This window comes from Pseudobutyrivibrio sp. LB2011 (genome assembly GCF_000701765.1).
Lineage (GTDB): Bacteria > Bacillota > Clostridia > Lachnospirales > Lachnospiraceae > Pseudobutyrivibrio > Pseudobutyrivibrio ruminis.
Window position 1 is genome coordinate 171284 of the sequence record NZ_JNJS01000003.1, and the last position, 17168, is coordinate 188451.

At 37.0% G+C, this 17168-nt stretch carries 18 protein-coding genes; all 18 read right to left on the minus strand.

The features are described 5' to 3' along the window. Window positions 1-73: 73 nt before the first annotated feature. Complete coding sequence (locus T375_RS06590; protein WP_044936438.1) at window positions 74-1576, minus strand: polysaccharide pyruvyl transferase family protein; 1503 nt, start codon at window positions 1574-1576, stop codon at window positions 74-76. Window positions 1577-1605: 29 nt separating this feature from the next. Next, window positions 1606-2601 (minus strand): hypothetical protein, encoded by a 996-nt coding sequence (locus T375_RS06595; protein WP_044936440.1) that lies wholly within the window; start codon window positions 2599-2601, stop codon window positions 1606-1608. A 253-nt stretch (window positions 2602-2854) separates the two neighbouring features. Further along, window positions 2855-3796, minus strand: a complete 942-nt coding sequence (locus T375_RS06600; RefSeq protein ID WP_044936441.1) for a nitroreductase family protein — start codon at window positions 3794-3796, stop codon at window positions 2855-2857. An 85-nt stretch (window positions 3797-3881) separates the two neighbouring features. Further along, window positions 3882-4970, minus strand: a complete 1089-nt coding sequence (locus T375_RS06605) for a hypothetical protein (RefSeq protein ID WP_044936442.1) — start codon at window positions 4968-4970, stop codon at window positions 3882-3884. Window positions 4971-5057: 87 nt separating this feature from the next. Continuing rightward, window positions 5058-5585, minus strand: coding sequence for a hypothetical protein (locus T375_RS06610; RefSeq protein ID WP_044936444.1), 528 nt, complete (start codon window positions 5583-5585; stop codon window positions 5058-5060). A gap of 414 nt (window positions 5586-5999) precedes the next feature. Beyond that, window positions 6000-6263 carry a hypothetical protein gene (locus tag T375_RS06615; RefSeq protein WP_044936446.1) on the minus strand — a complete coding sequence of 88 codons (264 nt, stop codon included), beginning with the start codon at window positions 6261-6263 and terminating at the stop codon, window positions 6000-6002. Then, window positions 6260-6400, minus strand: coding sequence for a hypothetical protein (locus T375_RS13555; RefSeq protein WP_155952450.1), 141 nt, complete (start codon window positions 6398-6400; stop codon window positions 6260-6262). Before T375_RS13555 ends, T375_RS06615 begins: the two co-directional genes overlap by 4 nt. 219 nt (window positions 6401-6619) lie before the next feature. Further along, entirely contained in the window at window positions 6620-7702 is a 1083-nt protein-coding gene (locus T375_RS06620; RefSeq protein WP_044936447.1) for a hypothetical protein, read from the minus strand. A 131-nt stretch (window positions 7703-7833) separates the two neighbouring features. Then, a complete protein-coding gene (locus T375_RS06625) occupies window positions 7834-8853 on the minus strand; it encodes a galactitol-1-phosphate 5-dehydrogenase (RefSeq protein ID WP_044936448.1) in 1020 nt (339 codons plus the stop codon). 11 nt (window positions 8854-8864) lie between these two features. Beyond that, a complete protein-coding gene (locus T375_RS06630; protein WP_044936450.1) occupies window positions 8865-9563 on the minus strand; it encodes an IspD/TarI family cytidylyltransferase in 699 nt (232 codons plus the stop codon). Between the two features lie 160 nt (window positions 9564-9723). Next, window positions 9724-10965 carry a type II toxin-antitoxin system HipA family toxin gene (locus T375_RS06635; protein ID WP_044936451.1) on the minus strand — a complete coding sequence of 414 codons (1242 nt, stop codon included), beginning with the start codon at window positions 10963-10965 and terminating at the stop codon, window positions 9724-9726. Window positions 10966-10973: 8 nt separating this feature from the next. Beyond that, complete coding sequence (locus T375_RS06640; RefSeq protein WP_044936452.1) at window positions 10974-11285, minus strand: helix-turn-helix domain-containing protein; 312 nt, start codon at window positions 11283-11285, stop codon at window positions 10974-10976. A 175-nt stretch (window positions 11286-11460) separates the two neighbouring features. Then, complete coding sequence (locus T375_RS06645) at window positions 11461-12576, minus strand: type II toxin-antitoxin system HipA family toxin (RefSeq protein ID WP_044936454.1); 1116 nt, start codon at window positions 12574-12576, stop codon at window positions 11461-11463. A 59-nt stretch (window positions 12577-12635) separates the two neighbouring features. Beyond that, window positions 12636-13679, minus strand: coding sequence for a galactitol-1-phosphate 5-dehydrogenase (locus tag T375_RS06650; protein ID WP_044936455.1), 1044 nt, complete (start codon window positions 13677-13679; stop codon window positions 12636-12638). Next, complete coding sequence (locus T375_RS06655) at window positions 13676-14377, minus strand: IspD/TarI family cytidylyltransferase (protein ID WP_044936456.1); 702 nt, start codon at window positions 14375-14377, stop codon at window positions 13676-13678. The genes T375_RS06650 and T375_RS06655 overlap by 4 nt, the downstream gene beginning before the upstream one ends. An 8-nt stretch (window positions 14378-14385) precedes the next feature. After that, complete coding sequence (locus T375_RS06660) at window positions 14386-15048, minus strand: ribulose-phosphate 3-epimerase (RefSeq protein ID WP_044936457.1); 663 nt, start codon at window positions 15046-15048, stop codon at window positions 14386-14388. After that, a complete protein-coding gene (locus tag T375_RS06665; RefSeq protein WP_044936458.1) occupies window positions 15045-16412 on the minus strand; it encodes a hypothetical protein in 1368 nt (455 codons plus the stop codon). Before T375_RS06665 ends, T375_RS06660 begins: the two co-directional genes overlap by 4 nt. Before the next feature lie 11 nt (window positions 16413-16423). Then, on the minus strand, window positions 16424-17167 hold the full coding sequence (locus T375_RS06670; protein WP_044936459.1) for an alpha/beta hydrolase: 744 nt from the start codon (window positions 17165-17167) through the stop codon (window positions 16424-16426). Between the last annotated feature and the right edge of the window lies 1 nt (window position 17168).

Sequence of the window (17168 nt, forward strand, 5' to 3'; positions counted from 1 at the left end):
TTTAATACCGTTGCATACTTAATCTATGATAGTTAATAATTATAAGCCTCAATACCATGTATTTAATTTTTTACTATTCTAATAAAATATCAAATGAATTTCTTCTTTCTCTTTTATTATTCACTACAGATATCATTGTCTTTTCATCTAAATAATTGGACTCCATTTCTACAACTCTTGCATATACTTTCGATGCAATATCTAATTCATCAACTGAAAAACTATATTTACTCTGATTAAATATTTTAGCTAGCGAATCATATTTTTCAGCCCAGCCTATTAATACGCAGGGTATATTTTGTCTATATGCTTGAACTATAGAATGATATCTTGAAGCAATACAATACTTCATATTTTTAATATACTCACTAAATTCAAAACAATATCTAAATCTTTCAATCAAATGAACATGGTCATTATTTATATATGCTTCATATATATCTAAACAAGCTTGTTCATCATTTGAATGACATAGTATGTATACTTCTTCTTTTTTTGAAAGTAAAAATTCAATAATTTTTTTATATAGAACAATTATTTCCTTCTTGTCGCCATATGCATAATTTTTAACATTTGGTATAATTGCCACCCCATCCATTGGACCATTTATTCTTTTACAATTGAAAGATGATTCGAAAATATTATTTAATTCTATATCTTTTTTTTGAAGAACAATATCATTTGCAAGACATAAATTTGTTAAGTTAAATTTTTCAAATTTTTCTATATCTTTACTCTCTCTCAAAAAAATCTTAGCAATAGAACTAAAAACTATTTTCATATGTTCATTATCAATTCCATAATCTAATTCCCCATATGATTGTGGCATCAAATATGTTGGAATCTTATATTTATATGCAAGTTCAAATATTAATTCCCATCTTTCACTTTTTCTCCTAGAATCCAACGAAAACCCACTAATATCAACAACAGCATCAATACCATTTTTAACTTCATACATAGTAGAATTTCTTGTATAACCATCCAATAATGTAATAAATTTGTATTTGTTTAGTTCCTCCCGACTATATATTTTTTTATCATCTTGTTCAATTGGACAGTACCATATTGTTACATCTCCAAATTTTTTTCTTAACTCATCAACTGCTGTAAATAACATTGCTTGAGCTCCTAGATTTCTAAATTGAGCCCCTGTAATCAAAAATTGTTTTTGATTAATTGAAGGAATTCTATATTCTTCTTTTAACACCTTTTCATAACCATATTGCAATATTGTATTCAATGCCAAGATATTTTTACGATTTACTCCATTTAATAGTAATTCATCAGTAATTTCATTGAACAAATTACTTGGCGTAACCAAAATCGGACAATCATTTTTTAATACACTAATATCATTAATTATTATGCCCTCTTCTTTGCTATTCTTTCCTTTATCAACTATTGCAACAATTTTTACTTTATCTCGTATCATGAGATAAACTTTTTTTCCTATTTCTCCATAACCGTATAAGAAAATTTTGTTTATTCCCATCTCAATAAGAATATCACCAACATTTATCCCATTTGATAATATTTTTGAAAGTTTAAAATATATCTGTTCACTTTTATCCATATTTATTATATATAAGAAACTACTCTAGCTTACTTACATACCTCCTCCAAAAAATCAATCAACATGTCCCCATACTGTGTTTCGTGAATTATTTTTTTACAAATCATCCCATCAGATGCAGTTTTACATTTTTTATAACTTGTTATTACTTTTTTTTCAGTATCTATCTCAACAATATACTTAGATGTCCATGGTAAAAGAACTATTTTTTTATCTATATCAAAATCAAAAGAAGTCAAAAACCAGCTATTCTTGCCTTTTACTTCAGGTGGACATTGTATTTCATAATAATGCCCATTCTCAAAATAAAATAATTGATCATCATTACATAATATCAGGCCTTCTCGAGCCTCTATTGGTTTAGCAAAAGGCTTATCAGTTTTTTCACAAGAGTAGTCACCTATTAATTCGTATTTTAAATTTAATATATAAACCTTACTTGTAGTAGCCGAAGTTAGGTATAAAAGATTTTTGATTAATGTTACAGAAAAAATCGTATCTTCGATCGGTAATTTAATAATTCTACTCTCTCTTTTTTTTATGTTAATTTCTATTAGTTCCTTCGTTCTCATGTCATTTAAATAAACTAAATCTCGATATGAATTGCCATAGGTAAATTTTAATGATTCTAATTCAGAATTATATATATTTTTTTCTTTAATAAAATTCTTTCTTAACACATCAAACTTTATTATACCGTCTCGCAAATTCTTCGGAAAAAACCAAATGTTATCACCAATCAAGCATACATATTTACAAAACACATTCTCTTCATAGATAAAACATTCATTCGCTCCAAATTTATTTTGACAGATTACAACCTGAGGACATGCTGTACCAGCGACTAGCACCTGTTCACCATGATGAAAAATGTAAGCTGGACCTTTTTCTCTTATCCATTTAATATTCATCCATGAAGATATGGTTAAATTATTTTTATTTATAGTCATTATAGCGTCATACGAGCCTGTCACAAATAATGGCTGCCCTTCTTCTTCTATACAATTTCTGATAAAATTTAACATTTAATAATCCTTTCATTTACGATTTATTATAAAATGTTATTAAAATTATTTTTCTTTAAATTAAAAATACATACCTTTACATTGCTATTGTCAACTGCTATAACAAACCCACATTCTTCATTCTTATCAGCAATATCTGATATATGCATTACCTTTATATCATCTCGTTTATTTATTTAACTCTGTTCTTATCGAATAATCTATATTAATATTATTAAAAATTTTTCTCACCTTCTTTTAGTAATATTATTTACTATATTTTCTTTATTATGTTAATTCTATTTGATTTAGTCACTTTAACTTTATCTGGATAATTTCCAATTCCAATTATGCTAATAAGAATTTCAGAGTCCCCCATCTCTATAATATTCCTTAATTTATCTTCTTGTTCGATAGTCAAACTTGCACTTAACGGTATACTCGCAAAACCCTTCGCATGTAAGGAATATAATACACTTAATGCAAACATTCCTCCTTCAATATAACCATGAAACAATTCTCTATTAATATTGCAATACTTTAAATCATATGTTATTACTATTATCACTTTTATCTCATTGCCAAATCCTTTATTACCATTCTGACATTTTAGTATTTCTGTTTTTTTTAGTTCATTTGAGACTATATATGACTTCCACCCTCGTCGATTACATGCCGACGGACTATATGACGCAATATCTATCGCCTCATAAACCTTCTCTAAATTTACTTTTGTATCTGAAAAATGACGTATACTATGTCTAGATTTTACTAATTCCTCAAATGTCATTTTTTCATAATCTTTATCACCTAGATTTTCATATTCTTCCACACCACTTTCGTCATTAGCTTCTCCCTCTAAAGAATTAAATATTGTTTCCAACTTCACATCATACTCATTTTTTCCTTTATTCTTATCTAAATATTGTCTTAAGACACATAATCCACTCTTATAATCCTTATTTATTGTTCCATATTTTAGATAATAACTCTTTAAAACATTACATAATTGAATAAACGCATCTTTTCCTGACCCATATGTATATTCATTCATTGATAAACCTTTTTCAACAATATGCGTTAATCTCCTAATAACTGCTATATATGTTTCTTCATCAAAAAACTCCACTTCTTCTGGATTAAATGCATATTCTCTATACTTTGTTATAAATCTTTCAGCCTTAGTTTTAATTTCATCACTATAATTAGTATTCATCTATGCATTCACCTCTTCCTTTTCATAATTAACAAAGGAGCCGTTAGACTATCTCTAACGGCTCCTAAAAATTTAATTTACATTTCTATTCTGGCTTTTTGAATGTTACTGTAACACTCTTCTCATCATCATTATCACATATAATCTTATATGAAGATGTTCCACCAGCCTCTAATTTACCTGCTATCTTTGTTGCCCAAGCAGCGCTGAAAGTTACTGTATTGCCACTAATTGTATAATTTGTAGCAGCTAATTCAGTACCATCTGTCTTTGTGACACCAGTAATTGCTGTAGCAGCTAAATCACCTATACCCATGTTAACTGTAACAACAATATCCTCTGTTCCCAATGTATACTGAGACACTGCTACACTTGGACCAGCATTAGCTGTAGGATCTACCCATGACCAAGTAACTTTTACCTTTGGTGCTGTTGTATCAGAAGCAATAGCCTTACCAGTTGTTGTTTCACCTTCCAAAGCAATTATTGTCTTTTGCCATGTAGCATCATATTCATCCTGAGTCTTATTAGCATCTCCACCCTGCCATTCAGCTAAGGTTTTTACTCTATACTCATATCCATCGCCATCTTCATTTACGGCAACTATAAAGTTTCCTGGTGTTCCATTAAGTGTGACTGTCTGTGTTGCTGCTGTTTCTGTAATTTCTTTTGTAGTATCTCCTACTGTTAATCCTAAATATAATGAAGCCTCTGTTGCATCAGCCAAATCAGCCTGTGCTACTAATGGAATATCTTTTCCACCTGCAGATTCAACAGCCTCAGCAGTTACAGTCAAATTAATTGCATGACTACTTTTATTTACAGCGTTTAATACATTACTTGAATTTGTATATACTGTCTTGCCGTTACCATTTGTACCATTAATAAAGTATACACCTTTGTCATCATCACCTGTTGGGAATAAAACATCGTCACCATACTTAGCATTGCTTGTTTCAGCAATTAGACGCTCTGGGTCCATTGTATAATTAAAAATATTTGTTGACTCGTCTACTGTTGGGAGTTTAACATTTGTACACTTTCTCTCAACGTGACCTTCAGATGTACCTGTACCTTCTGTAGATCCATTGTTATCATCAGCCAATGCTGTGATAGACATCGACATTACCATCATTGTTGCCATAGCAACTGCAAAAAGTTTCTTTACTTTCATAAAAAGCTTCCTCCTTGAATTAAAACCATCCCTCGCCATCCGTGGCAAAGTGTTTGTTTACATGTTCCCCAATATTAAGTTTTCATTTTACTGGTTCACTATAATTGTGATACCTACTCGTAACGTGCTAATTGTGTTTTGATTTTCATCTATCAAATGATAGATACATACACAATTATACGTACCTGCCTCTAATGGAGTGTCCAAGGCTATGTTATTAAGCTCACTTCCTCTTGGAATTACTGGAGACTTATAAATAACTTGATCCTCGTCCTCTGCCAAAACAACATCAAAGTACACATCATTTGTGTTTCCCTCTACATTTGCAACATATGCATCCTCTGATACGTCAAATCCCGTGGCAAACGTCCATGTGTTACTCATTGATGCTTCATAATATCCAGGTTCAACAAATTCTTGCAGAGCTAACTCTTCAACAACTTCATCTACATTCTCCTGAGATACTACTACGTTTCGTTTTTCAGGCTCTTCAGTCTTGCCTCTATTTATCAATAGATAAATAATAACTCCCAACAAGGCAACTATAATAACTATGCCTATTATGATTGCAATTCTTAAAACGTTATTACCCTTGTCGTTTGTGTTGTTTGACACGACCTAGCCCTCCATTTTTTCTAATTCTCCATCAGTACACGTTGCAGTTTCTTATTCAGTTTTTGTTCCGCGCGACTCACCGTACACATAACCGTATATATGTGAGTGTGTACATAATAGACCCTAATTGTTAAAATTCTGTTAATAAAACAGCTCAGTTATATATTTCGTGAAAATTTGTAACTATTCGCTATTTTTTAACACAATTTTTGTGTCTATTGATAGTTAAGATTTCTCCACTTTGTGACGAGCGATTTTTTCAAGGAGTATTTGGCGCCCTCGTTATTCATTTTTCAATGTGCGATGAAACCATTATTGCTTGTATATTATTATACCCTATTGTGTCGGAAAATACTCCCATTTTCACAAAATGTTGCGAATTTTCTTGAAATAATTATAGATAAAAAAGTGGGCCTAGCTATTGCTAAATCCACCCTTCGTTGAAAACTCTAAAATCAAATGCGCATTGTCTTTTATCATTGTTCTAAACTGGTCCATCTCTTCATCAGAATAGCCTTCTATATCTTCCCACTCATAATCAGGTAACCAACATGTCGCATTATGAAATCCGCCTATTTCATCTGGTGTTTCTATATATACTTTCACCCTGCCATCAGCTTTCATTTCAGAATGAGTTATTTCTGTATCATCTGCAAGAGTTAAAAATGGATACATCATTTGATTTTCCTCCAAATTATATTTTTTACATTTTGAAAATATGTGTAATCATCCCACCCATAAAATTGTATTTTATCATTATCCCTGCTATATTTTTCTGCAATGTCATGCAAAATAACTTCTTCATCCGACTTCATTATTTTCTCCCCTTTTTATACTAAATGCCTTATCCTTTCTCTATATAATTATAACCCGGAAAGTTTATAAACGTCCCGTTTTCATCTTTTAATATTTTATAACTTTTGTATTTTAAAACGCACGTTCTTGCGTTTTATATATCTTTTTAACGTTTAAAACGCACGTTCTTGCGTTTTATAATATATCCAAAAAAGTGGCAGTTCTCACTGCCACTTAAATTAATGCCAATTATCTACATACTCCTTGAATCTAGGTAACGGTACACTAACCGTTCCCCTTGATTGAGTTATAAGCATATGCTTTTTCATTAATCTATCTCTAAGAGAAGTATATCCAGATTCCTTTTCCATCTTCTTTTTTATCTCAGATACTTGTCCAGATTCTGTATTTAAAATGATCTTTACTAATTGCTGCTCAGCTTCTGTCAAACTATCCCATAACAAATCATATTGAGATCCTATAATGTCATCGAATTCATGTTTTATTTCTTCGTCTATAATCGACTTTTTTAATTTAAAACATATTTCTCCCAATACTTGATATGCATACGCATATCCTTTTGTAAACTTTGCGAGATTAATTGCGTCCTCTTGAGGAACCACTAGTAACTGACGATATTTTCTAGCAATACTGTGATAATCTAATGGTTTCATTTTCACAGCTTCATTTCTAACAAAGAATGACAAATGTGGTACATTAACAAAATCCTCGATGTTTTTAGATAAACCAGTACAAATAAACCTTACATTCACATCTGGTTTCATCATTATTGTTCCCAATATAGAAAGGAAACGAACCATCTCATCTGATTTAGCAATATCATCTATTCCTATTAATATTTTATAATTACTTTTCTGCGATTCCTCTATCATTTCTTGTAATGCAGCTTCATCAGAATAAAAGTTCTCGTTATCCTTAACAGTTATAGAAGTGTTTGCACTTCCATTAGCTGACATTAATACAATATCTCCGCCAACTGATGCAGTTGCTCCAATAGATTTACTTATACTTTTATCATTAATAAAAGATTCTTTACTTAGCAAAGATAACAACGTTTGTGTGGGATTTCCACCAGCAGATAATGAATAAACTAGCCAATTCTTTTTATCTCGAAAGTAGTTCATAACTAGAGAGTACTCTACTGATTTTCCAGAACCTCTCAACCCTACTATTTTATATACGTACTTAAATGATTCCTCGCTTTCGAAATTTGCTATTATTTCATCTGCGTAATGTGTTTCTATTAAGGCATTACCGGCAATTCCAGGAGTCATGGTAAATGGACTGATTTTTGTAGTCATATTTAATCTCCTAACTTCTTGTGATTATTTTATATATTTGTGATGTTTTGTGATTAACTGTGATGTTTCACTTCGTTTGTGATTCTGTGTGATGTTTTGTGATTAAATACTAACACTACTTTTTAAATAAATCAAATCTCCCCCATTACCTTCACATACTCTTCTTTTTTATCTCGCATGATTTCAAACCCATCCAAGATATCCTCCAGCTTATATCTATGCGAAATCAATTCCTCCGGATGAATCCTACCCTGCTGCAATCTGTCGATTACATAATGCCAATCGTCATCTTTCTCGTGGGTAAAGGATGAGTTCCAGGTTCCAACAAGGGTTAGCTGCTTTCTCAATATCTTCCAGTAAATATCTCGCGGCAAATCCATATCCCCATGAGGATTGCCAACCACACACACCGTTCCTGAAGGTGCTGCAATTTCTATTCCTTTTAGAAAGCTTTCGTCCTTGCCAACACACTCAAAGAAAACCTGTGGTCGAAGTGACTCAATGACTGCACCATCAGCCACATCCAAATAATGATCCTCTGGCACTCCCAGCGCTACCACTCTTCTCTTCTGAGAATCCTTATTTCCTATTACATATAAATTCTTAGCCCCAAGGTCTAGTAAAAACATACACATCAAAAGTCCAATAGTACCCAGGCCCATTACAACAATATTCGCATTTACGATATCTGCCTTCTCCAAATCTTTACCGAAGGCTTGTCTAAGGGCATGCACTGCTACCGCCATTGGCTCAAGCATTGCCGCCTGCTGCATAGTCACCTTCTCGGGAAGCTCGATTAAGTTCCACTCAGGCACTGCCACATACTCTGCAAAACCACCATCTCTGCGGCTACCTAAATAAGAATAGTCTGAGCACATCTCATATTTCTTCTCCAAACAGCAGCTGCATTTACCGCAAGGTATCAGTGGAAATACTCCCACTCTCTTCCCTGTGGCCTCCACTGTTCCTGCAAACTCATGGCCAATGACAAGTGGCATATTGTGAGCGCCGTCCCTGTAGGCTCTTGGAATATCCGAGCCACAAATCCCACAGGCGCCCACCTTTACCAAAACTTCTCCGGCGCCGCACTCAGGAAGTGCCACCTCATCAATATTTAGTTTGCCCGCACTCTTTAGCACCAACGCCTTCATACTCTAGCCTTTTATCTTCCCTTTACGATTTCTACAAATCTATCCAAATCCGCCTGAGTTGTTATCTTAAAATTGTTCTCATCTCCCGGAATCAAATGTATCTTCATGTCCGCCATGACCGCCGGCTCTGTTGAGCCATTTATACGATAAATTTCTCCAGAATCTTTAAGCACCTGGTTTGCCTCAAGGTATTTTCCGTACACAAAAGTCTCTGGCGCCTGGCCCGCATATATTTCTTCTCTATTTAATAGAGAATCAATCTGCTGTCCTCCCTTACTCAGATATACAGTATCCGTCATTGGCAACACCGGCAGCACACCGTCATAGCCTTCCATGCCGATAAAGCTTCTTGCGATCAAGTCCTCGGACAAAAGTGGTCGCGCCGCATCATGGATAAACACATTGTCCTCCACCTTAGCCACCTGCTTTAAATCCATCAGCGCATTATATATAGAAAGCTGCCTAGTTTCTCCTGGCACCGAAAATCCTATCACCTTCTTATGAACCTCGTACTCCTTGGTCCACTCCTCCACCTGGCTCATCCAGTCTTCCGCTGCCACAATCTGGATCTTGTCTATATGAGAATTCTTGCTCAAGCACTCCAGGCTGTATATAATCAGAGGTTTCTGGCATACTGGCACAAAAGCCTTTGGCACATCTGCCCCTAGTCTCGCTCCAACTCCCCCAGCTAAAACGATGGCAATATTCATAAGCACCCTCCTTATTCTCCTCTATCCAATATAGTCGCTGCGAATATGATTCAAAATTTCCTCGTATGGTCGTCCCTGATTAAACAACAAGTTAGTTCCTAAGACATACTTTCGTGCCTGTCCCCGTTACAATATTATTACATCCTTAAATGGTCCCTAACTAAACAAACGCCACTTTCATTCGTTCAATTTCTCCTCTTCCAACACCATATTTAGAAGCTAGATTTTTCCAGTTATTGGTAACAATATCTTTTATTTCATCTACCATTTTTTCCGCATCTTTTTTCTCTATTCCATAATATGGTGCCGCATCAATGGCAACATCAAAATCTAACATAGACTCAGTATCATTTATATTTAGAGATAAGTATCGTCCATATAAATCTGGATTCACATCATACATTGGAGATAAGCTCCAACCATCATTTTCTAATATAAATCCGTGATTTCTGAAATGGTCGTCTGTATTAGACACAGCAATACTAAATACAATTCGTTTCCATAATTCCTTAATGTCATCCTTCGGATGCGCCCCATTTGCCTTAAGGAAGGAAACAATTTCTAAATAACTACTTCCATCTGCTGCATTTGTTCCATCACTCTTTCCAAGCATTGTCATTGCAGATGAAAAGTGTATTCTTTTTTCGCCATCCCTATCGAATCTTTTTACAAGAAATGTTGTTCCAAGCTTTGAAAATTTCTCCGCTTTAGCTTCAGGCACATTTAGGCCACACATTATCGCCAAATCATGGACTACCATTTCCCATGCTCCCGAATCTATGTCATCATGTTTCGATGGGAATTTTGCAATCCAAAGTGTCTCATCTGGAGCTTTTACCGATGCCTTTGGACGAGCTCCCCCCAATGAAGAACCTGGTGCCAACAATTGCTTTAACCACTTATCATCTAGTCCATTATCTTCATTTTCAAATGCAATTGATGCTTGCTCCAATTCTCTAAGAGAAGTCCATGGTGGAGTTGAGAATTCAACATCATCCGAAAGGAATGGTCCATCTTCATTTGTTTTAAATCTTAAGCCTCCCATTCTAGATTCGTCGTAAACACCTAACAAATAATCACTTTCTAAAAGCTTCCTTGGGCGCTCATCATTTTCCCTAGCTCGCAATTCCTCTCTACGATCCATAAGCTTTCGGCCCCATCTATCTGGACACGAATCTGCGAACGCTCCAAATATTTTTTTATCATCATTGATATACTGCCTGCCTTTATATAATTGCAAGTCTGGATCAATAACAAAATTTTGATGTTTCAACCATTCTTCAGAATATTCGAAGCTGTAAAATTCTCTACCACGCACATTAGATACGTTTATCTTACCAACCAATTCATTATCGAATTGTTCAAAATCAGCATATACAAATATTTCTTTTCCTGATTCCATTATTTACCTCATTTTCTAACTCTTTTTTTTATAGGCAATTCTAAGTCTTGTAACTTTCTGCCTAATTCATCATCTTTCGCCACTAGCAATAAATCTTTATCCATGTAGTTAAGTGCATGCAGAACAGCTGCATAACAACCAATGGCAACAGATGATGCCCCCTTCTCAATAGATACAAGCGTAGCTCTACTAATCCCCGCTCTCTCTGCCACCAATTCTGCAGATAGCTTTCTTCGCAATCTCGCATATTTTATTTGTAATCCCATTTCTTGTAATATTTCTTCTGTTTCTGGTAATAATACTATTGACTTCTTTGCCATATTATCATCTCCTTACATCAATAATATTAAACAAATCAATGCAGTTTTGTCAAATTTTATTGACTTAAGTGTAATATAAACATTTTTGAAACGCTGTTTTTTACACTATAAAATGCAACGATTCCAAAATCGTTGCATTTTCGTTTCAAATACTCATTTTTCATTATACTTTTTCCTACCCCAAATACCCCCTCACGCATTCCTCAACTTCGACCACAATCCTCTTCGCCTTTGGCAAGCTCAATCCTATATTCTCTGCCACAGCCAACAAGTCGTTCTCCCCTGGATTAGATCCATTTCCATTGACTGTAGTTGCGTGCTCGCCTCCAATGGAGTTGCTGTATGTCATATCGTATGCCGGTGAAAGAATCCAGCGATTTTCATTTTCTAAATACAAATAGCTAAAGTTCTTAGCATGATCATCCCTATTATGAGCATACACATTAAAGCACATACGTCTAAATAACTGTTCACACTGTTCCATTGAACCTGTGAGCTGTAGTGTCAATCGCATGAGTATATTGTAATCAAGATTTGGTGTTCTATGGGATGTCTCCAGTAAGCCTGCGGCGGAAACCATGTGCACTCTATCGCAAATACGATTCCCCACTCTATCGAATCTTTTCATTCCGAAATACCCTTCCGTATCTTCAGAATCAAAAAGTCGTACTTCCTCTAGATTTATTCCACACTCCCTTGCACACAAAGCATATTCATATTCTTGCTTTCCAATATTCTTATCATCAAAGGTTGCTGGGAATTTAATTATCCAATCGTCTTCATCCACCTTTGTTAAAATCTTTGGACGTGCACCGCCTGATGAGCCTCCCTTTGCAAATAAGTAGTCCAATTTATCACTAGTCTCGGACAATAAGATTTTTTCACATTCCTTGGCAATTTCGTCCAACGAATAGTCGTCATAATCTTCATCCATATCTATCACAGGACGATAAGTAAGAGCACCCATTCCAGTCTCGCCAACTATTGTAAGACGCTCCATATTTCCATAAGAAAAAGGATCTATTCCCTTCTTTCTCATTAGGCAATCTACTAATATACGGCCCCAGCCATCAGGCAAACTATCGGAAAATGCTCCGAACAAGCCTTCAAAAGGATCTATCTTTGGCATAAATACGCCTTTTTCTAATGGAAGTGAAAAAGGGCTGATAGAGAATCCCTCTGTCAGCCATTCCTTGCTATATTCAAATGCATACAATGTCCCATTATAGAGTGCCATTGTTCCAACTAATCTATCGTGATAGAAAACATCTAATTTCTTAATTCTGTCCATTTAATATTTCCTCTATAGATTCAAAATTAGCAAATATAGCTAATATATTAGTCCTTCTTCTACTTTCCTATCTCCCCCATCACCTTCACATACTCTTCCTTCTTATCCCTCATAATCTCAAAGCCTTCCAGAATCCCCTCCAGCCCGAACTTATGAGTAATCAGCTTCTCTGGCTTCACTGCGCCCTGCTGCAATCTACCAAGCACGTAGTGCCAGTCGTCGGTGGTGTCGTGGGTGAAGGATGAGTTCCAGGTGCCCACCAGGGTTAGCTGGTTGCGGAGGATTTGCCAGTATGCATGGCGGTCGATGTTCATGTCACTGGATGGATTGCCCACTGTGCAGACCACGCCGCCAGGAGCGGCTGCGTTGATTCCGGTGATGAGGCTTTCTGTGGAGCCCACGCATTCGAAAAAAAGGTCCACATCTGAAATCTCTTTTACATAGTGAGCTTCGTCCACGCCAAACTCAAAGGCTTTCTGCCTTTGTATCTCTTTTTTTCCGATGGTATACACATTTTCAAATCCCATGTCCTTCAAAAACATGGTCACTAGCAAGCCGATAGTACCAAGACCTATTACAGCCACCTTAGCTTTGCGTAGCTGGCCCAAATCTTGCAAGTCCTTACCGCAGGCTCTCAACCCCTGCCTAATGGCATGCACTGCCACAGCCATTGGCTCCATCATTGCAGCCTGCTCCATGGCAACGCCGCTGCCCAGCTCCATAAGATTCCATTCTGGCACTGCCACATATTCGGCGAAGCCGCCATCCACACGGGAGCCCAAATAAGAATAGTTTTTGCACATTTCATATTTCTTTTCCACACAGCAGGGGCACTTCTTGCATGGAATAAGTGGAAAGATTCCCACAGCCTTACCAGCCCAGCTACTATCCACGCCTTCTCCTACTTCGCAGACCTCGCCTGCAAACTCGTGGCCTATCACAAGTGGCATGTTGTGGGCGCCGTCCTTGTAGGCTCTTGGTATGTCCGAGCCGCAGATTCCGCAGGCCTTTACATGCACTAAAACCTCCCCCTGCTTAGGGGAAGGTTTTGCTATTTCATCTATCTTGATTTTTCCAACATCTTCTAAAACTAATGCCTTCATTTCATCGCCTTTATCTGTTCAGTAAATCGTTCTAAATCATCGCTTGTAGTGATTTTGAAATTGCCCTCATCGCCAACAATCATGTGCATTTTCATGCCAGCCATCACTGCAGGTTCTGTGGAGCCGTTGATTTTCATAATCTCACCAGAATTTACAAGCCTTTCATTGGCCTCCAAATATTTTCCATACACGAAAGTCTCTGGTGCCTGGCCTGCAAATATTTCCTGTCGATTCAAAAGAGAATCGATTTCCAATCCGTCCTTGCTCAAATAAACTGTATCTTTCATTGGAAGGACCGGAATAACTCCGTCATATCCACTTATAGCTTCAAATGAATCCTGAATTGTTGATAACCTAAGATTTGGTCTGGCTGCATCGTGGATAAACACATTGTCATCGTCGCTGGCAAAATATCTGATATCCTTCAGCCCATTATAAATAGACAACTGCCTATTCTCCCCCGGCTTTGAGAAACCACAAATCTTATCCTCAACACCGTACTGCGCAGCCCAATATTTAATCAAATCTGCCCATTCATCATGAGCTACGATTTGAATCTTATCGATTAATTCGCTTTTCTCAAGGGTCTCCATGCAATACATGATGATAGGCTTGCCTTCCACATCCAGATACTGCTTTGGCTTCTGCGAACCAAGCCTGCTGCCGGTTCCCCCTGAAAGTAAAATTGCTATATTCATACGCTTACCTACAAGTTCATGTTTCTAATATCTTTGATAATCTCATCGTATGGGCGTCCCTGTCCAAACAAAAGTGTAGTTCCAAGAACGAATCCATCAAGCCCCATTGGAGCGTACTTCATAATCTTGTCCTTTGCGCAGGCGCCATCCCAGTAAAGCTTGAAATCCATTTCCTCTTTCAACTCCAGAAGACGCTCAATCTTCTGACCAACGTAAGGCAGATACATCTGACCAGCATTTCCTGGATTTACAGACATTACTAAAACCTTATCAACAATGCGAAGCATCTCCATTACCGTTTCAATACTTGTACCTGGGTTAATAGCAATTCCAGGAATCATTCCCGCATCGATAATCTTCTGCAGTGTTGTAGATGGATGGTACTCTGCCTCAGGATGGATGTAAATGGTGTCGCCCTTTCTCAGATTCTTGATAAACAATTCGATTGTGTTGCTAGGGTGCTCCACCATCAGATGAACATCCAATGGCTTGAAAGTAACCCTGGAAATATATGTCATATCATTCAAAGACATGGCAAAGTTTGGCACATAACGACCATCCATAATATCGATATGGAATGAATCGATACCTGCGTTTTCCAAATCGTTTACTTCTCTGGACAAATGTCCATAGTTGGCACACATCATTGATGCATTTAATTCAAAGCTCATACGCTCTCCTTTTCAAGCACATCCACATTTTGGATCATGATTGGTTTTTCTAATTTCTCATACAACTGCACAAGACTACTTGGGTCCCCGTAATAAGCGTCGCTGATAATAATTGCCCTATCCATATTTGGAGTGTCGTCGTAGATTCCCCAGCCTTCGGTGCGATAATCCTCAATTATCTTTTTATACTGGTCACGAATCTCAGGAACCATACTTTCGATGGTTGCCATGGTAAGTGGATGTGGGCGCCATAAAAGTGCCACGTCATCCTTGCACTCCTTGAACACTGCAAGAGCATCCTTTATCTTTTCAATCATCTTTTCCTTCTGATTGAGCATTGCAACTACGCTTGTATTATAAAAAATGATTTTCTTTCTACTGCCATCTGGCTTGGTGATAATCTTCTTCCATTCCTCTGGAATTTCCTGTTCTTCTTTGGACAAGCGAAGAAGTCTCTCGACCTTTGGTGAGCCTGTACCTTTTATTTTGGCTTCCCAGCTAGGTCTGGTATCCTCACCGAACTGCGCTGAAAGCACTCTGATGTAGGCCTCTCTCATCTGTTCCGACTGAACGATAACCTCATCTGCATTCACCACGCCCTTCGACAGCACGTATCCCTTCAAGCTCTCAAGCACATCCGGGTTGTCCACATCTGGCTCCGCCAATACGAAATATGGTATGTAAATGAGCTTGTCCGTAAACTTTTTGATGTTATCCGTGTAAAAATATGGATGTACCGATGTTACATAATTCCAATCATCATATGGATTATGAATATACACCTCATCCGGATGAACACCCATAAAATCAAAGTTTTCAAATGACACTACCGGCACATTATCAGGATAATCATTTCCTTCGTAGTGCATTTGTTTTACCGAACCATCTGGGTTCTTGTCGAAATATGGTATCGGAATTACGATAGCAGTACAGTTTGGATCCTCGTTTGCCTTCATCCAAACGCTTTCAAGGGAATCCCACATGCTTGCCTTATATGGCAAAAACACTTTCACCGTAGTGATGGTGATATCCCTATTTGCACTCTCTTCAATTCTATTAACCATGGTATCGAGGCGGGCTTTGGCAGAGTCTGCCGACAAGCCCCTTTCAGACTGAATCTCCTCGTGAATTTCATATAGAACTTCGCAAAATTCTTCCAGCAATTTTACTGTTGGATGACCTTCCCCTTCTTCACCCTCAATAAAGGTACCGAAATCAATGGCGCGCTGTTGGCACATTTCCAGATATGAACATGCCCCTTCAATATCCACATTTTTTGCGGATAAACTTGTGTAGATTCCCTCTACAATTTTCCTAAATAATGCAATGTAATTAGTGATTTGTTTAGCCTTAGACTGTCGCATCAATTAGTCTCCTATTTTTCTACAAACTCCCCAATCGCCTCTACTGTAGCCTCTGTCTGCTCTTCCACGGTGATTGTAGGCTCACCGTCCCCAGACTGCATGCCATAGTCCCCAAAATATCCATGGCAGCCGCCCTGGATAATCACCTCTTCATAATCTGCAGGCAGATTTGCTAAGTATTCATTATACTTCTCCATATTTAAAACGCCGTCTTCTGAACCACGGATTGATAAAACGTCGATTGTTGGTTCATCAGTCAAATCCTTGGTAGAATATGCGGCAAGTAGAATCAATCCTTCGTACTCACTCTGATGTCTGTCGGCATAGAGTGATGCCATGGCACCGCCTAAGCTGTGACCACCCAAGTACCATTCGTCGATTTCTGGATATTTGGCCTGGATGCCTCTAGCTCCATTTGCATCAAACATAGCCAAGTAATGTGGCATTTCTACGATGATGCACATGATATCCTGCTCTGCTAGCTGCTCCATCAAAGGCGCATATGCCTCAGATTCCACCAATCCACCTGGATAGAAAATAAATCCGGCCACTGGATTTTCCGGCTCAAATACGATTGTATTATCAACATACTCCACAGTTACTCCCTCTGCTGGGTTGTTGATGTACTCCATAGCACGGTCTGTAGCCTGATAATAGTTGTTCACATAGCTAAAAAACTTAGCCACAATTGCAATGATTAATACAAGGACAATAATCCCTGTGATTCTTAACTTTTTACCCTTATTACTTTTCATT

Bases quoted from the DNA above. Each gene is read 5' to 3' on its own strand.
- T375_RS06620 (WP_044936447.1), bottom strand. From the start codon at position 7,702: ATGACTACAAAAATCAGTCCATTTACCATGACTCCTGGAATTGCCGGT.
- T375_RS06615 (WP_044936446.1), bottom strand. From the start codon at position 6,263: ATGATGTATCCATTTTTAACTCTTGCAGATGATACAGAAATAACTCAT.
- T375_RS06655 (WP_044936456.1), bottom strand. From the start codon at position 14,377: ATGAATATAGCAATTTTACTTTCAGGGGGAACCGGCAGCAGGCTTGGT.
- T375_RS06635 (WP_044936451.1), bottom strand. From the start codon at position 10,965: ATGGAATCAGGAAAAGAAATATTTGTATATGCTGATTTTGAACAATTC.
- T375_RS06645 (WP_044936454.1), bottom strand. From the start codon at position 12,576: ATGGACAGAATTAAGAAATTAGATGTTTTCTATCACGATAGATTAGTT.
- T375_RS06650 (WP_044936455.1), bottom strand. From the start codon at position 13,679: ATGAAGGCATTAGTTTTAGAAGATGTTGGAAAAATCAAGATAGATGAA.
- T375_RS06660 (WP_044936457.1), bottom strand. From the start codon at position 15,048: ATGAGCTTTGAATTAAATGCATCAATGATGTGTGCCAACTATGGACAT.
- T375_RS06595 (WP_044936440.1), bottom strand. From the start codon at position 2,601: ATGTTAAATTTTATCAGAAATTGTATAGAAGAAGAAGGGCAGCCATTA.
- T375_RS06665 (WP_044936458.1), bottom strand. From the start codon at position 16,412: ATGCGACAGTCTAAGGCTAAACAAATCACTAATTACATTGCATTATTT.
- T375_RS06630 (WP_044936450.1), bottom strand. From the start codon at position 9,563: ATGAATATTGCCATCGTTTTAGCTGGGGGAGTTGGAGCGAGACTAGGG.
- T375_RS06625 (WP_044936448.1), bottom strand. From the start codon at position 8,853: ATGAAGGCGTTGGTGCTAAAGAGTGCGGGCAAACTAAATATTGATGAG.
- T375_RS06590 (WP_044936438.1), bottom strand. From the start codon at position 1,576: ATGGATAAAAGTGAACAGATATATTTTAAACTTTCAAAAATATTATCA.
- T375_RS06670 (WP_044936459.1), bottom strand. From the start codon at position 17,167: ATGAAAAGTAATAAGGGTAAAAAGTTAAGAATCACAGGGATTATTGTC.
- T375_RS06605 (WP_044936442.1), bottom strand. From the start codon at position 4,970: ATGAAAGTAAAGAAACTTTTTGCAGTTGCTATGGCAACAATGATGGTA.
- T375_RS13555 (WP_155952450.1), bottom strand. From the start codon at position 6,400: ATGAAGTCGGATGAAGAAGTTATTTTGCATGACATTGCAGAAAAATAT.
- T375_RS06640 (WP_044936452.1), bottom strand. From the start codon at position 11,285: ATGGCAAAGAAGTCAATAGTATTATTACCAGAAACAGAAGAAATATTA.
- T375_RS06600 (WP_044936441.1), bottom strand. From the start codon at position 3,796: ATGAATACTAATTATAGTGATGAAATTAAAACTAAGGCTGAAAGATTT.